This window comes from Ruegeria sp. AA3, from assembly GCF_056542905.1.
The window spans coordinates 14539-30300 of record NZ_JBQGAQ010000014.1 but is presented as its reverse complement, the minus strand read 5'-3'; the positions used below and the strand labels follow the sequence as shown (position 1 = coordinate 30300).

Annotated in this window: 11 protein-coding genes; 9 read left to right on the top strand and 2 right to left on the bottom strand. The window is 54.9% G+C overall.

All coding sequences use genetic code 11. From position 1 onward, the window contains the following. Positions 1–77: 77 nt before the first annotated feature. The 3 genes from dnaA (at position 78) to recF (ending at position 3935) form a co-directional block, all read left to right on the top strand. On the top strand, positions 78–1454 hold the full coding sequence (gene dnaA / locus ACR0JR_RS19410) for a chromosomal replication initiator protein DnaA (protein WP_480457601.1): 1377 nt from the start codon (positions 78–80) through the stop codon (positions 1452–1454). 222 nt (positions 1455–1676) lie between these two features. Further along, positions 1677–2798 carry a DNA polymerase III subunit beta gene (gene dnaN / locus ACR0JR_RS19405; protein ID WP_010442547.1) on the top strand — a complete coding sequence of 374 codons (1122 nt, stop codon included), beginning with the start codon at positions 1677–1679 and terminating at the stop codon, positions 2796–2798. Positions 2799–2837: 39 nt separating this feature from the next. After that, a complete protein-coding gene (gene recF, locus ACR0JR_RS19400; RefSeq protein WP_480457599.1) occupies positions 2838–3935 on the top strand; it encodes a DNA replication/repair protein RecF in 1098 nt (365 codons plus the stop codon). On the opposite strand, the gene ACR0JR_RS19395 is transcribed toward recF, so the two are convergent. Continuing rightward, the gene (locus ACR0JR_RS19395) at positions 3932–4498 is read right to left on the bottom strand and encodes a carboxymuconolactone decarboxylase family protein (protein WP_480457597.1); all 567 of its coding nucleotides are present in this window, start codon (positions 4496–4498) and stop codon (positions 3932–3934) included. The two genes, recF and ACR0JR_RS19395, sit on opposite strands and share 4 nt — an antisense overlap. Positions 4499–4596: 98 nt before the next feature. Here ACR0JR_RS19395 and ACR0JR_RS19390 point away from each other — a divergent pair, with 98 nt between their 5' ends. Further along, the gene (locus ACR0JR_RS19390; protein WP_480457595.1) at positions 4597–5169 is read left to right on the top strand and encodes a TetR/AcrR family transcriptional regulator; all 573 of its coding nucleotides are present in this window, start codon (positions 4597–4599) and stop codon (positions 5167–5169) included. A gap of 102 nt (positions 5170–5271) precedes the next feature. After that, positions 5272–7689 (top strand): DNA topoisomerase (ATP-hydrolyzing) subunit B, encoded by a 2418-nt coding sequence (gyrB, locus tag ACR0JR_RS19385; protein ID WP_480457594.1) that lies wholly within the window; start codon positions 5272–5274, stop codon positions 7687–7689. Positions 7690–8085: 396 nt separating this feature from the next. On the opposite strand, the gene ACR0JR_RS19380 is transcribed toward gyrB, so the two are convergent. Beyond that, on the bottom strand, positions 8086–9318 hold the full coding sequence (locus tag ACR0JR_RS19380) for a tetratricopeptide repeat protein (RefSeq protein WP_480457592.1): 1233 nt from the start codon (positions 9316–9318) through the stop codon (positions 8086–8088). 283 nt (positions 9319–9601) lie between these two features. Between ACR0JR_RS19380 and gntH the strand changes: the two genes are divergently transcribed. From gntH to ACR0JR_RS19360, 4 genes are all read left to right on the top strand, one after another. Continuing rightward, on the top strand, positions 9602–10930 hold the full coding sequence (gene gntH, locus ACR0JR_RS19375) for a guanitoxin biosynthesis MBL fold metallo-hydrolase GntH (RefSeq protein WP_480457590.1): 1329 nt from the start codon (positions 9602–9604) through the stop codon (positions 10928–10930). Between the two features lie 127 nt (positions 10931–11057). Next, on the top strand, positions 11058–12815 hold the full coding sequence (locus tag ACR0JR_RS19370) for a hypothetical protein (RefSeq protein ID WP_480457588.1): 1758 nt from the start codon (positions 11058–11060) through the stop codon (positions 12813–12815). Then, positions 12812–14059: a HupE/UreJ family protein gene (locus tag ACR0JR_RS19365; protein ID WP_480457586.1), complete on the top strand. Its 1248-nt coding sequence runs from the start codon at positions 12812–12814 to the stop codon at positions 14057–14059. The genes ACR0JR_RS19370 and ACR0JR_RS19365 overlap by 4 nt, the downstream gene beginning before the upstream one ends. Before the next feature lie 741 nt (positions 14060–14800). Continuing rightward, positions 14801–15475 (top strand): GntR family transcriptional regulator, encoded by a 675-nt coding sequence (locus ACR0JR_RS19360; protein ID WP_170709972.1) that lies wholly within the window; start codon positions 14801–14803, stop codon positions 15473–15475. Positions 15476–15762 lie beyond the last annotated feature (287 nt).

Sequence of the window (15762 nt, the reverse complement as noted above, 5' to 3'; positions counted from 1 at the left end):
GACGCAATAAACCGGTATACCGGACTATTTTGATAAGGCTGACAGGCCAATAAAGAATGGGATGCGTGAGGCGCCGAATGACACAAGAGAAATGGGGACAGTTGCGGAACAAGTTGATGAAGGCTGTTGGTAAGAACAACTTCACGACCTGGATCGAACCTTTAGAGTTTCAGGGATTGCAAGATGGCGTCGCAGTATTTTCTGTGCCGACCAACTTCATGGGAAACTACGTAAGTCAAAATTTTGCTGATCTAATTCTCTATGAACTGAACACGGCGGGCGAGCCTGTTCAGCGCCTTGCCTTCCGCACCGCCGCCAATTCTCCGACCCGTCCGGCGCAGGCCGAGACCCCAAAACCCCAAGCCGTTCCGCAGCCCGCAGTTGTTGAGGCCTCGCATGATGCGCTTGAGGCGTTACAGGCGGCACCGCTGGACGCGCGCTTTACCTTTGACAGTTTTGTTGTTGGTAAGCCGAATGAGCTGGCTCACGCCGCCGCGCGCCGCGTTTCCGAAGGCGGGCCCGTAACATTCAATCCGCTGGTGCTCTACGGGGGTGTCGGCCTTGGTAAGACGCACCTGATGCACGCCATTGCTTGGGAGCTGAAAACCAAGCATCCCGAACTAAACGTTCTGTACCTGTCGGCAGAACAGTTCATGTACCGTTTTGTGCAGGCCCTGCGTGAGCGCCGGATGATGGATTTCAAGCATCTGTTCCGCTCGGTTGACGTGCTTATGGTTGATGACGTGCAGTTCATCGCGGGTAAGGATTCGACGCAGGAAGAATTCTTTCATACCTTCAACGCGCTAGTGGACCAGAACAAGCAGATCATCATTTCGGCCGATCGCGCGCCGGGTGAGATCAAGGATCTTGAAGACCGGGTAAAGTCGCGCCTGCAATGCGGCCTTGTCGTCGATCTTCATCCCACAGACTACGAATTGCGTCTGGGAATCCTGCAGAACAAAGTGCAGCAATACAGCAACACTTACCCCGATCTGACCATTGCTGATGGTGTATTGGAATTCCTTGCACACCGCATTTCGACAAATGTGCGCGTGCTGGAAGGGGCGCTGACTCGGCTCTTCGCCTTTGCCTCGCTGGTTGGGCGTGAGATCGATATGGAGTTGACGCAGGATTGTCTGGCCGATGTGCTACGCGCATCCGAGCGCAAGATCACTGTCGAAGAGATTCAACGCAAGGTCTCAGACTACTACAACATCCGGCTCAGCGACATCATTGGCCCCAAGCGTCTCCGGTCTTATGCTCGCCCGCGTCAGGTGGCGATGTATCTGTGCAAGCAACTGACAAGCCGGTCTTTGCCGGAAATCGGCCGTCGTTTCGGTGGGCGCGACCACACCACAGTCATGCACGGCGTCAAGCGCATCGAAGAGCTGAAGCTGACCGATGGCCAGATCGCCGAAGACGTCGAGATGCTGCGCCGGGCTTTGGAAGCCTAATCTGCGACCGTACTGGAAATGCCCCGCGCCCGTCTGGCCGGGGTATTTTCATGTGCGCAATAATCCACGATTGCGCGAGAACTGGCGGTGGGATGGCCGGTTGGCCTTGACGGTTTGATCATTCCAACTCAGAAATTCACAAAAAATCCTTGTGCCTCAGGGCGGAACCGGTAACTTGCCAGTCCCGCCCATGTACGCACTCAAGTCAGAGGAACTGAGGGTATGAAGATCAGCATCGAACGCGGCACCCTTCTCAAGGCCGTTTCGCAGGCCCAATCTGTTGTTGAACGTCGCAACACCATTCCGATCCTGGCCAATGTGCTGATCGAAGCCGAAGGGGATCAGGCGCTATTCCGAGCGACTGATCTGGATATCGAGGTTGTCGACAAGGCCCCTGCGCAGGTTGAGAAAGCGGGCGCGACAACTGTCGCCGCCACAACGCTGCATGAGATTGTGCGCAAGCTGCCCGATGGGGCGCTGGTGACTTTAACCGCCGACAGCGCTGCTGGCCGATTGACGGTTGAGGCCGGTCGGTCGAACTTCTCGCTGGCGACGCTGCCGAAAGAGGATTTTCCGGTTATGGCGTCCTCGGAATACCAATCGAACTTTACGGCGTCGGCTGCGCTGCTGCGGCGGTTGTTCGACAAATCGAAGTTCGCCATTTCTACCGAAGAGACCCGTTATTATCTGAACGGTGTCTACATGCATGTCGCTGATGGTTCTGAGGGCGGCAAGGTGCTGCGCTGCGTGGCGACCGATGGCCACCGTCTGGCGCGCATTGATGCGGACCTGCCGGACGGAGCGGCGGATATGCCGGGTGTAATTGTTCCCCGAAAGACCGTGGGTGAACTGCGCAAGCTGTTGGATGATGATGAAATGGACATCGCCGTCTCGGTCAGCGAAACCAAGGTGCGGTTTGCAACGCCAGACATCACGCTCACCTCGAAAGTGATTGATGGGACTTTCCCTGACTACACTCGCGTCATCCCTCAGGGCAACACGCGCAAGCTAGAGGTTGACGCTGCCGAATTCGCGCAGGCCGTTGATCGTGTAGCGACGGTGTCTTCGGAGCGCTCGCGTGCCGTGAAACTGCAATTGGATGCGGACAAGCTGGTTCTTTCAGTGAATGCACCCGACAGTGGTGCGGCTGAGGAAGAGTTGGCTGTAGCCTATGGGGATGAGCGTCTCGAAATTGGTTTTAACGCGAAATACCTGCTCGAGATCGCTTCTCAAGTGGACCGCGAGAACGCTGTCTTCATGTTCAATTCCGCTGGTGATCCGACACTGATGCGCGAAGGCAACGACCAAAGCGCTGTTTACGTCGTAATGCCGATGCGCGTCTGATTGCCCCGACCGGGTGATCTCTAACGAAAGGGAGGGGTCATGGGATTGGCCCTGACCGAGCTTACCGTTTCGCATTTTCGGTCTCATAAGCTGGCGCGGTTGTCCTTGGACGGGCGACCGGTGGCGATCCACGGGCCGAACGGGGCCGGAAAGACCAACATTCTGGAAGCAGTGTCACTGTTCTCGCCCGGACGCGGTATGCGGCGGGCGAGTGCGGCTGAGATGACCCGGAGGCCTGAGGCGTTGGGTTGGAAGCTGTCCGGATTGATGAACGTACAGGGCCAGAACTACGAAATTGAGACATGGTCCGAAGGTGGCGCAGCACGGCAGGTTCGGATTGATAACAAGGCGGCCAGTCAGATTGATCTGGGCAAGTTGGCGCGCGTTGTTTGGTTGATCCCCTCGATGGATCGCTTGTGGATTGAGGGTGCCGAGGGTCGGCGGCGGTTTTTGGACCGGATTGCGCTGAGTTTTGATCCGTCTCACGCCGAAGCCTCACTGATCTATGAAAAGTCGATGCGCGAGCGGAACCGATTGCTGAAAGAGCAGGTTCGAGACGCCCATTGGTATGCGGCGCTGGAGGGACAGATGGCAGAGACGGGGCACCGCATCCACGCGGCACGAAGGGCGGCTCTGGAGCATTTACGGGCGGCACAGTATCAAGCGGAAACGGCGTTTCCTTCGGCGGAGTTGGAACTTGTCCAGACCGAAGGAGCGATGCCTGAAGCTACGGAAGATTTGCGCGAAGCGTTGAATGAAAGCCGGTTTCGGGATTTGGCTGCGGGACGTACGTTGGTTGGGCCGCATCGTTCAGATCTTTATGGAGTGTTTGCGGCCAAGGGTGTGCCCGCCAAAGACTGTTCCACCGGAGAGCAAAAAGCGCTGTTGGTTTCGCTGATCCTGTCGAACGCGCGGGCGTTGGCGGGCATGGTCGGGGCGCCACCGATTGTGCTGTTGGATGAGGTCGCTGCTCATCTGGACGCGGACCGTCGCGCCGCGCTTTACGATGAGATTTGTGCGCTGGGCGCTCAGGCCTGGATGACGGGCACCGGGCCTGAGCTATTTGCGGAATTGGGCGACCGGGCCCAAACATTGGTTGTAACCGAGGGCGACGAAGGCTCGGTTGTAACTGCTTAGGCAGGCTCGCTGACTTTACGCTCCCACAGGAAGCCGCGCATAACCTGGTCGACCGGTGTTTTTGCCATGTGATTCACGTAGTTCGACATGGTTTTCTGCGCCAGTCCCAGAACCACGTCCAAAACCGCGCGGTGGGAATAACCTGCGTCGAAGAACGCCTGCAGTTGTTCTTCGGTCGGGTTGCCACGGGTTTCCATCACCTGCAGGGTGAAAGTGCGCAGTGCCTCAAGCTTTTCCGAGGGAAGCGGAGTTTCGTTGCGCAGTGCCTCTGTGATCTCGTCCGAGACTTTCATCATCTTAGCGATTCCAGTGTGGGCGGGCACGCAGTAATGGCATTCGTTTTCTACGTTAATTGTCTGCCAGACAACGGTCTTTTCGTCATTGTCGAAGTCGGTCTGCAGGAAAAGGCCGTGCAGAACCTGATAGCCTTCCAGGTGCTGTGGGCTTTCGGCCATTACTTTGTGCAGACCGGGCAGGCGCCCGAATGCAGCCTGAGATTTCTCAAGCAGCGGCTTGGATCCTTCTGGGGCAGATTCGTGGTCGTGGGACGGGAAATTGGCCATGTCAAACTCCTGTTTCTGGCGAGATGGGTCGTATTTAGGGTTTCTTGAGCGATCGCTCAAGTATATATTTGAGCGAACGTTCAAGTATTGGTGAGACCATGCCTCGCAAGCCCTCATACGACCGAGACGCACTAATCGCGCAGGCTCGTGATATTTTTTGGCGCCACGGCTGGGCAGGAACGTCGCTGAAAGACCTTGAGCGCGAGCTGAAGCTGAAACCGGGCAGCTTCTACGCGGCGTTCGGGTCGAAAGATACGCTCTACGCCCTGGCGTTAGAGCGGTATGCGCAGGATGGGGTTGCCAGCATGAGGACCTTGGCCGAGGAACTGGGGCCGCTCGGCGCGCTCAAGGCGCAGCCACGTCGCGTAATCGAGGCATCAGAGCTGCCGACCAAAGCCTGCATGTTGGCGAAAACTTTTGCCGAGTTGCAGGCCAAGGATCACGATCTGGCCGCTCAGGCACGTACTCATATGGTTTCGATGAAGACTTGTTTTGCAGACCTGTTTCGCCGCGCGCAGGATGCCGGAGAAATCGCCCCTGATCACGACCCGGACCGCCTTGCCTCGCGCTATCAATCTGACCTTTTAGGGCTGCGATTATCGGCCGAACGCGACGATGTGAACGCAACAGGGATCGCCGAAGATATTGCAGCGGACCTCGATCGGCTTTGATCTGCAAATAAAGCGGATCAGAACCACAAAATGTTGGGGGATCGCGTGACATTCCCCACCAGAAAACGTATAAGTTACCAAAATAATATAGGTACTAACGGCATGTCCGAAGACGCACAGGCACCCCAGGAATACGGCGCAGATTCCATCAAAGTTCTCAAAGGCTTAGAGGCGGTTCGCAAGCGCCCCGGCATGTATATCGGGGACACCGATGATGGCTCGGGTTTGCACCATATGGTGTACGAGGTTGTCGATAACGGAATTGACGAGGCGTTGGCCGGTCATGCCGACCATGTAACCGTGAAAATTCACGCGGATTCCAGCGTTTCGGTCAGCGACAACGGTCGCGGTATTCCGGTCGATATTCACCCCGAAGAAGGCGTTTCGGCCGCCGAGGTCATCATGACTCAGCTGCACGCAGGCGGCAAATTCGACAGCAACTCGTATAAGGTGTCGGGCGGTCTGCACGGTGTGGGTGTTTCGGTCGTCAACGCGCTGTCCGATTGGCTGGAACTGCGCATCTGGCGCGCTGGCAAGGAACATGTAGCGCGGTTTGAAGGTGGAGAGACGGCGGAACATCTGAAAGTCGTGGGCGAATGTGGGGATCGCACCGGGACCGAGGTGCGCTTCCTTGCCTCGACCAACACGTTCTCGAACCTCGAATACTCGTTTGAAACGCTGGAAAAGCGCCTGCGCGAGCTGGCCTTCCTGAACTCAGGCGTGCGGATCATCCTGATCGACGAACGCCCGGCAGAGCGACTGGAAACCGAGCTGTTCTACGAAGGTGGAGTCAAAGAGTTCGTCAAATACCTGGACCGCTCCAAGACCCCTGCGATGCCCGAACCGATCTACATCAAGGGTGAGCGCGACGATATCGGCGTCGAAATCGCCATGTGGTGGAATGATAGCTATCACGAGACGGTTCTGCCCTTCACCAACAACATCCCGCAGCGGGATGGCGGCACCCATGTCGCGGGCTTCCGTGGCGCGCTGACTCGGACGATCAACAACTACGCTCAGTCCAGCGGGATCGCGAAAAAGGAAAAGGTCAGCTTTACCGGCGATGATGCGCGTGAAGGCCTGACCTGTGTGCTGTCGGTGAAAGTACCTGACCCCAAATTCTCATCCCAGACCAAAGATAAGCTGGTGTCGTCCGAAGTGCGCCCAGCGGTCGAGGGTCTGATGAACGAAAAGCTGTCCGAGTGGTTCGAAGAAAACCCGAACGAGGCAAAGGGCATCGTCGGCAAGATCATCGAGGCCGCTTTGGCCCGTGAGGCCGCCCGTAAGGCGCGCGAACTGACCCGCCGCAAGACGGCGATGGATGTGAATTATCTGGCCGGAAAGTTGAAAGACTGTTCCGAGAAAGACCCATCCAAGACCGAAGTTTTTCTGGTCGAGGGGGACTCGGCGGGCGGCTCCGCCCAAACGGGCCGAGATCGACTGACTCAAGCCGTTCTTCCTTTGCGCGGGAAAATCCTGAACGTCGAACGCGCTCGGTTTGACCGAATGCTGTCGTCACAGGAGATCGGTAACCTTGTGATGGCGCTAGGCACCGGCATTGGTCGCGATGAGTTCAACATCGAAAAGCTGCGCTACCACAAAATTGTCATTATGACCGATGCGGATGTCGATGGTGCGCACATCCGGACCCTGCTGCTGACGTTCTTCTATCGGCAGATGCCGGAATTGATCGAAGGGGGGTATCTCTACATCGCGCAACCGCCACTCTATAAAGTTTCTCGAGGTAAATCCGAGGTTTACCTGAAGGACCAGGCTGCGCTTGATGAATATCTGGTTGATCAAGGCGTCGAAGGTGCGGTTCTAAAGCTTGGTTCCGGCGAAGAATTGGTTGGCCAGGACCTGACCCGCGTCGTCGATGAAGCGCGTCAACTGAAACGTGTGTTGGATGCGTTCCCAACCCATTACCCGCGTCATATCCTTGAGCAAGCCGCCGTCGCCGGTGCTTTTGTGCCAGGTGCGGTGGATGCTGACCTGCAAGGCGTGGCCGACAAGGTTGCGGCCCGTTTGGATTTGATCGCACTGGAATATGAACGCGGCTGGCAAGGCAGGATCACACAAGATCACGGCATCCGCCTGGCCCGTATCCTGCGCGGCGTGGAAGAGGTTCGCACCCTGGACGGCCCCATGCTCCGCTCGGGCGAGGCGCGCAAGACCGGCAGCTTCACCCAAAGCCTGCAAGAGGTTTATAACACTCCAGCGACCCTGATCCGCCGCGATCGGTCCCAAGTCATCCACGGCCCGCTGGATTTGCTGCGCGCGATTCTGGAAGAGGGCGAAAAGGGCCTGTCGCTGCAACGCTACAAGGGTCTGGGTGAGATGAATCCGGACCAATTGTGGGAAACCACACTCGATCCAGATGCCCGGACACTATTGCAGGTTCGAGTTGACGATATGGTTGAGGCCGATGACCTGTTCACCAAGCTTATGGGCGACGTTGTGGAACCACGCCGAGAATTCATTCAGAAGAATGCGCTAAGCGTCGAGAATCTGGATTTCTAATCTAGTGTAGGTTTGCGCATAACACTTCGCGCACCCCATAAGTTTGCGTAGTTCGCCCATAGTTTTGCGCTGCGCGTTTGTATGTATTAGCGACTGATTCAATCAGTTTATGGCTTAGTCGTCGCGGTAATGGCCCTTTGCATTGCTCAATCCCGCAAAGGGCCTCTCTAAAGAACCTTGGATTCTCGCGAAGGTCTGCGATGCGCAGAAAGCTGACTTTGCAAAGTCGAGCCATTTACCTTTCGGATGAAAGCGCGTCCAACGGACCTAACTTTCAGGATCTTCTACCAATTGCCGAAAGGCTCGCTTCACAGCATAAAAAAGCAGGATCTGGCACACGATCACTGCCTGACTTACAACTTTCAGAAGCGCTAAATGTCACTTCTAGGCGTGAAATCAGTCCGAACTGTTATCCAGACTCCTCATGCTTCTCATGACTTTCTCGACATGCGATGGATCTCTGAAAATTCCAGCCAGCATCTTTTCAACGTCAGCGTCAGGCCAGGAATTTCTTAACTCGGCATATTTGCGAGCAGCTTCATTGGTTTTACCTAACTCATACAACGCGGCGGTTTGATACGCGAAGGACGGGGCGCTGATCGGATCTCCATACTCCGCAGCTGCGGAAAAAGATTCCAGAGATTCCCGGTAATTTCCCAAATGGAAATTCGCAGCACCATAGATATTGCGATTTGCGAACCGCTGATTGCTGCGACCTCCGTTAATGGCTTTGGCCGCAGCGTCAGCTGCCTCGTCGAAATGGCCGGAGAACAACGCAATTGAACCGTGAATATCCAAGACGTGTTCATCCTCTGGTGCCAATGTAGCGGCGCGTGTTGAAATCCTCATTGCCTCATCAAAATCTCTGTTCGCAAATTTTACCCAGGCTTGCGCTGACTGGGCCCATGGGTCAGCGGGGGCAAGGCGGCGCGCATTGTCTGCCATGATCGCGGCCTCATCTATCAGCGCCTTTTTCTCGGGCCCCGGTGGCGTCAGGATTGCCAGAGTTCCAAGGGCCTGTGCGGCGCCTGCATAGCCACCATAAAAGTCGGGGCCAAGTTCTATAACTCGGTTGAATACTTCAGCCACTAATTGTTGGCGTGGAGCGTCAAAGAGAGGAAACATCATGCTTCTCGCCTGGCTCGCAAGGTTCATGGCTTGCAAGGATGACGCTGATTGTTCGATTACAGCCTGGCGCGCCAGCGTGTCTTGTATTGGAACCTCGGTTCCGCTTTGGTCCGCGCCAGCGGGGGCACTCTCAAAAGAGGTAAAAGCGATGGCTACGCCAATTGCGGTTCCCACGACGAAAGATAGCGCAGCCCAACCAACTGCGCGATGGGAACTCTTGTTTCCAGATGGGGTGGTTTCGACCTGTTCGAACCTAGGCCTATAGCCTCCGGTATCGACGAATATTCTGACGGGATCACCGGTTCCCGCCGTGTCATAATAGTGTTCGAGATTTTGCCTCAGACGCCGCGCATCTACCCTGACAACGTTGTTCGCGTCCCCTTCCTTGACGGGATCGCGATCATACACATCCTGAGCGATAGTTTTGCCCATGATGAGCTCACCGCGGCCCGCCAATTCTTCGCCTACGATGTACTTCAGAAAGGCGCACAGGCGATCCAAGTGCGAAAATAGCTCACTTTCGCACACCGCTTCCAAAGCTTTGCGTTTGTCGTTGTCGGTAATGCCTGAAGTCACAGAAATCCTTTTATTTCAGGGGCTCATCGAACGAATTCAGATATCATTATGCATCTGATCTCAGTGTGAGTCACCCCTGTGTCACAGTGATACCGTTACGCAACCAACGATCCTGCGGGACACTACCCTTGCATCACAGTCGATGCCTTGACGATGCCTCCGCTTTCTAACCGGAGCGGTCGGCGACTTTAGCAAGGGAGTGCAAGCAATGAATAGGCGAAAACGGCTATTGAAGTACTCGGTCTATTTGGCGGCCGGGATGACATTTGGGTTCTGGCTGGCCGCCCCAAACGGGGGGCTGAAAATCCTAAACGAAACTTTCGGCCCTTCTATGGCCTTGGCTCAGGAGACGCCAGAGGTGTCTCCGGTCAAGGCGAGGGAGAGAGATACGTACTACCCAAACAGTGAAGATCTGAAACCTGACGAAATGCGGGTAATTGCTTGCGGAACCGGGATGCCGACCACCCGAGCGGCGCAAGCGGCAGCCTGTTTCCTGGTAGAACTTGGAAACGGTGACAAGTTCCTGTTCGATATCGGGTCGGGATCAGCCGAGCGGATTTCCTCGCTTCAAATCCCATACAATTACCTCGACAAGGTATTCATTGGACATTTGCACACCGACCATTTCGGGGCGCTGCATGATCTGTTCATTGGTGGTGCTTTGATGGGGCGCAATGTTCCCCTTCGGGTATGGGGTCCCAGCGGTGCGGTGCCGGAACTTGGCACGGCCTATGCGTTAGACCGTATGCAGGAAATGCTGTCGTGGGACTTGGCGGGCCGGGCCGGAAACGTCGATTTCCGCGGCTATGTCATGGATGTGACCGAGTTTGACTACAAACTTGAGAATGAGCCCATCTATGAGGATAACGGCGTTGTCATTCGCACTTTTCCCGCAATTCATTCCATTGATGGGTCTGTAAGCTATGCCTTGGAGTGGAATGATCTGAAGTTCGTCTTCAGCTCGGACACCTACCCCAACAAATGGTTCGTCGAATACTCCAAGGACGCCGACCTGGTCATCCATGAGTGCTTTATTGCTGTGCCGGAACTGGTCAGCAAAATGAAGTTCACACCGGAATCAGCTTTGCAGGTGGGCACACAGGTTCACACTGCACCAGAGGCTTTCGGCAAGGTCATGAGCGAGATTAAGCCCCGTATGGCGGTCGCGTATCATTTCTTCAATGACTTCGACACGGTAAATGGGGTGTACGAGCGTATTCGGTCCACCTATGACGGCCCCCTTAGCATGTCCGAAGACTTCATGGTCTGGAACGTGACCAAGGACGACATCGTCGTGCGGATGGCTGCGACCGAAGAACGAACCTGGGCACCGCCGTTGGCAGCCCCGGCAGAGCCGCCAAAAGTCGAAGACAAAACTGCGATGGCCGAACAGCTTGGAGTGGAAACCCTCGATTTCAGTGACTTTGTCGCCAGTGGCGTCTGGGATGTCGAGGATGTCTTGCGCCCGATCTACGAAGAGGCAAGCGAAGCGTTGGGGCAAGAGTTTCCGTACCCCGAGAAATCTGAACCCAAGTAAGACCTGAAAGCAAACCGGTGCCTTTTGGCATGCCATTTGGCACCGGCCTCTGTGCTTCTTCTTTCAGGCTAAACCTCGGGTCTGGATCAAGAAGCACAGAACAGGGCCTGCAAAGGAGTGTTCTCTCATGACGTATCTGAAACGCTTGTTCATTCTGGCAGTTTTTGCGTTCGTCCAACCGCTGCCCCTACACGCCGACCTGCTGCCGGCAAATGGTGCGGAAACTGCCGCCAATTTCGCCGAAATTTCTGTTCTGGAAGACCGGGTCCGGGTCGCGTTGGAGATCGACTTTGATGACGTTCACGGCTTTCTGGCAAAACCTGCCGAAGGTGAAGATCTTGCTGGCTCCCTGACTGAAAGAACAGGCAAGGCGTTTGAAGTTCATGCAGATGGCACGGCCCTTGTACCCGAAACCTATCAACTTGAAGTACGCCCGAGAAAACCGAGGGTGACAGCGTTTAGGCCAAGTTATGGTCTGCCCTCAATTGACGAACGGTCAGCGCAGGTCGTTTCCGTAGTCCTTGACTATCCTTTTGCGCAACAACCGGCGGAAATTGAAATCAAGCCACCCCTCACGTCGGACGGAATTCCAACTGCGGCCATTGGGATGATCGTTGATCACCTTGGCGTGGCTGTTACGGACTATCGATATCTTTCCCGGCCTGAGGTTTTTTACCCTGACTGGAACGACCCATGGTACAGCCGCTTTGAGAACCCGAACCTGACCCGGCACCACAAGTCAGCGCTCATGTCCTTCGTGTCTGTTGAGCCGAGAGAAGTTCGACACGAGGTGATCTTTCGACTGCGCGATTTGGAAGCCTGGATTGACCTAAATCTTGGGGACATGACAATCCTTGATACCGCTGCGATGGCCAGGGTCCAGCAACAGGCCATCGACCTGTTTTCGAGCAGCAATCCGCTAACAATTGACGGTCAAGTTCTGCTGCCCGGCGCGGCGAAAGTTGAGCAGCTGTCTGTAGGTGTCGAAGGTTTGAAAGTTCTTGAAAACCCACCGAAAACAAACCGGGATACCGCCCTGCTCGGCATAGTTCTGTCCTATCCCCGTGATGGATTACCCAATGAGCTCTCATTGAGATGGGACTTATTTACTGAAGATACGGAAACTATACCTGTCCAAATCACGGATCCCGCCGGGGCTGTGCCTGGTCAAGTGACCCGAGATGTGCCCGACATCTCATGGAAAAACTATATTCAGAACTGGAGTGATCCCAGAACTCATCCAGTGATCGTAGCCACTTCGCGATCTATCCCAGTGCCGATCTTATCACTTGGGCTTGTTATCTTTGCGGTATTCCTTTCGGCGTTTGCCTGGCGAAACCGCTCGGGTCAGTGGCAGGGATGGGCTGTGGGAGCCCTTTCAATCTGTCTCGCTGCCACCGTTCTGAGGACCGCGACGGTGGAGATGACACTACCTACAGGCTCGCTGACCAACAGAGATGCAGCTGCCAACGTTACCGAGAAAATTGTCTCAAACCTCGCAACTGCGCGATTGGAAACGCAAGACCCCCAGATGTTGGAAGCTTTGAATGCGTTCGTCCCCGCAAACGCATTGAATGACGTCGGGGCGGAAATCCGGCGCGGATTATCTGTTTCTCTGCCATCGGGTGCCACCGCTCGGATCGAATCCACTGAAGGGCTGGTGGTGGAAAGCGTCGAACCCAAGGTAGAAGGCGGCAATCAGGTGTTGGCTCGCTGGAACGCCACGGTCAGTGGCGGTCATTGGGGCCACTTGCATCGTCGCACTGTGTCGTATCGAGCATTGCTGAATGTCGAGCTTACAGAAGGCGCATGGTCTTTGTCAGGTCTGACAATTCTCGAAGCCCGACTGAACCGTCAACAATTTCCGGAAGGAGGTAACTCATGAGACGTTTTTTCATTTATTTTGCAGCCTTCATCAGCTTTCTCGGTCAGCCCGCACTGGCTCACTTCAAGCTGAATCAGAACGTACGGGTACACCACGTTTTGCATTCAGAAGAAGGTCTGGACGTTTATCTACGCGTGCCGATGCCCTTTGTGGTAGCCGAATTGATCGGGCCTGAAGGTGCAGACGGTTTACCAAGCCCTGCGCCCTACACCTACAATCAGATCGAAGCCGGCGTGTTGATGCACTATTTGGATCAAAATGCTCTGCACAGTGATCTGGGCGGATTGGCGGAACTGACGGCTGGTGGTCTCAATCTATACGTAGAAGGACAGGTGCAGAATCCATCAGTCAGGGCCATAGCCCTCCATCCATTGGGGTTGGAACCGGGATTTGCCACCCTTGCAGAGGCACAAACTGCAATGGCCGATGGCACTGTGTTTCCCGAGATAGGCGAGACCTACGTCGGTGACGTTATGATCGACCTGCACCTTCACTACGCCATCGGGGCAATCAATACTTACAGCCTGTCCTACACCACCAATCCCGGCCTACCAGGGCAAGAGGACACCGCGAACCTGATCCTCGACTATAACAACAACGATGTTCGCACCTACCGCGCTACGGGATTGATGCACGATCAGGTGAAAGTGTCAGGGTCCGCAACAGCGGCAGTGTCTACTTTTTTCTTCGAAGGCATCCGGCACATACTGGAAGGCCCAGATCATGTTCTATTCGTGCTTTGTATGATCATCGGAGCGCTAAACCTGCACAGCCTACTAGCTCGGGTCACCGGCTTCACGCTTGGCCACACGGTCACATTGATCCTCGGGTTCTTCGGCTTTGCTCCAAGCGGAGCGTGGTTCATCCCGACGGTCGAGCTGGCGATTGCCGTGTCGATCATCTACGCAGCCGTAATGGCCGTCCGACCGCCTCAGCGGGGACACCGTGATCTGAAAGCCTTCGCCATCACTTCGGGCATTGGATTGCTGCACGGGTTTGGGTTTTCCTTCATGTTGCATCAGATCCTACGCGTTGACGCGCCAAATGTCTGGCACAGCCTGCTGGCCTTCAATGTCGGTGTCGAGGCTGGACAAGTGATGATCGTGCTGCTGGTCTGGCCACTGGTACTGTTTCTGCGCAAGCAGCCGGGTCGCATTTGGACCGGTTCGCGGGCTGCTATTGCGGTATGCGCTAGCCTGATTGCCATGGTTTGGGTCGTCGAGCGGGCAGAGTTTTTCTTGTGACCTAAGAGCAGTTGAAAAAGAAAGGCTGCAATAAGCGTGCTCCGTTTTATAGGGAGTTTGGAACAGTGAAGAACTATGTGAAGTATCTGGTTTTGCTCTTCATTTTTTCCCTATCGATGACAATTGGGCTACACGCCGAGTCGCAAACCCCCTACGGGCAATCTAGCCCTTGCGTTGTATCGGGCATTGAGAAGGCCAATCCTTACGCCGAGACCGTGCGACGACAGTTTTTCGATTTGGCCGCAAGTTTGAGTGTTGAGCTGGAAACAGCGTCGAGGACGCTACAGCACAATGAAAACGGAAATTGATGGAGCGACATCCAAGGTCGACTTCTTCAACACTATCTCCGCATAGCAGTCGCTCACACCGAGTGCAGCGACTGTCTACTTCGGAGTCTACTTTGACTGATGCTGCGCGATACACCAATTACAGCAATGCGCAGAAAGCGGACTTTGCAAACTTTAACGAACGACCCAAAACGTGGTCGGCCTGTTACGTTGCGAACCACCGAAAAGAACCCCTTAGCAGACTCTAGAAGAGTCATTGCAATAGTGTGCTTACTGCCCACTACGCCGACATTTGCTATATTCTTTTTTTTGCAAGGCTGGCCCTACTTGAACTCACAGTTTGCGCGGTGGAAGGGGCGGTCAACACCTCTTGTCCGATACCCGCTGAATTGGGTGACATGGAGTGGTAATGTAAGGTGGATTTCCTAACTGAATGTGTGCGAATAGATGGGTCATGCTCAAAAATGCCAAACCGATTCAGAAAGAGAAATTTCACGATCAGGTCTATGATCAATTGTGCACTCTTTTGCGCGAAGGTGAATTTACACCTGGTCAGGCGGTGCATGTCGCTCGGGTCGCCGAAGCGTTTGGCGTGAGCGCCATGCCTGTTCGCGAGGCGCTCACGCGTCTCCAGGCGATTGGAGTGGTGGCAAATGTATCGGGGCGTTCGCTGGGCGTTCCCAGCCTCGGATATGACGAACTTACTGACCTGCGCGATGTGCGCCTGGAAGTTGAAACGTTGGCTGTCAAATGGGCGCTGGCCAATCGTGACGATGCGTTTTTGACCGAGCTCGAGATACTGCTGAAGCAGTTGGAGGCAGCTGAGCAATCCGACGATGTACAGGGATATATCAAGGCCAACTACGAGTTTCATCTAAGGATATATCAACAGTCGCACTCTCCGGTTTTGATCGACATCATCAACACGCTTTGGCTACGGGTCAGCCCGCATCTGTATCAACTGGAGCGAAAAAATCAGTACAAAGTGTCCAACAATCATCACCGGAAAATTGTGCAAGCCATTCGCGACGGCGACGAACCAACCGCCACGCAGGAACTGTTTCTCGACATTTCGGATGCTTATGACGTGCTGGTGAAAACTTTGTTTGATGATGGCACGCCTGCCTGAAGCATGCAGCAAGAACGCGTTGTCGATTTTGCAGAGTGTCGAATGTCCAAGATGCACATCGTGATAGGCGATGTTCAGGAATTTCGTTTTCGGCCTCGATTCTTAGAATCGTAGTGTTATGTGAGGTCCCCAAGTCAGCCTAAACCTATCCAACCAATTGGAATCATGCGCAACAATGGGCAATTATTATTAAGTTGATTTTTGATCAATAATCAAAATATCATGCATCAGCCTTACGAACTGGCCGCTATGGATGTTCGTGTCGGGCATAGTTACGGGAGGAATAC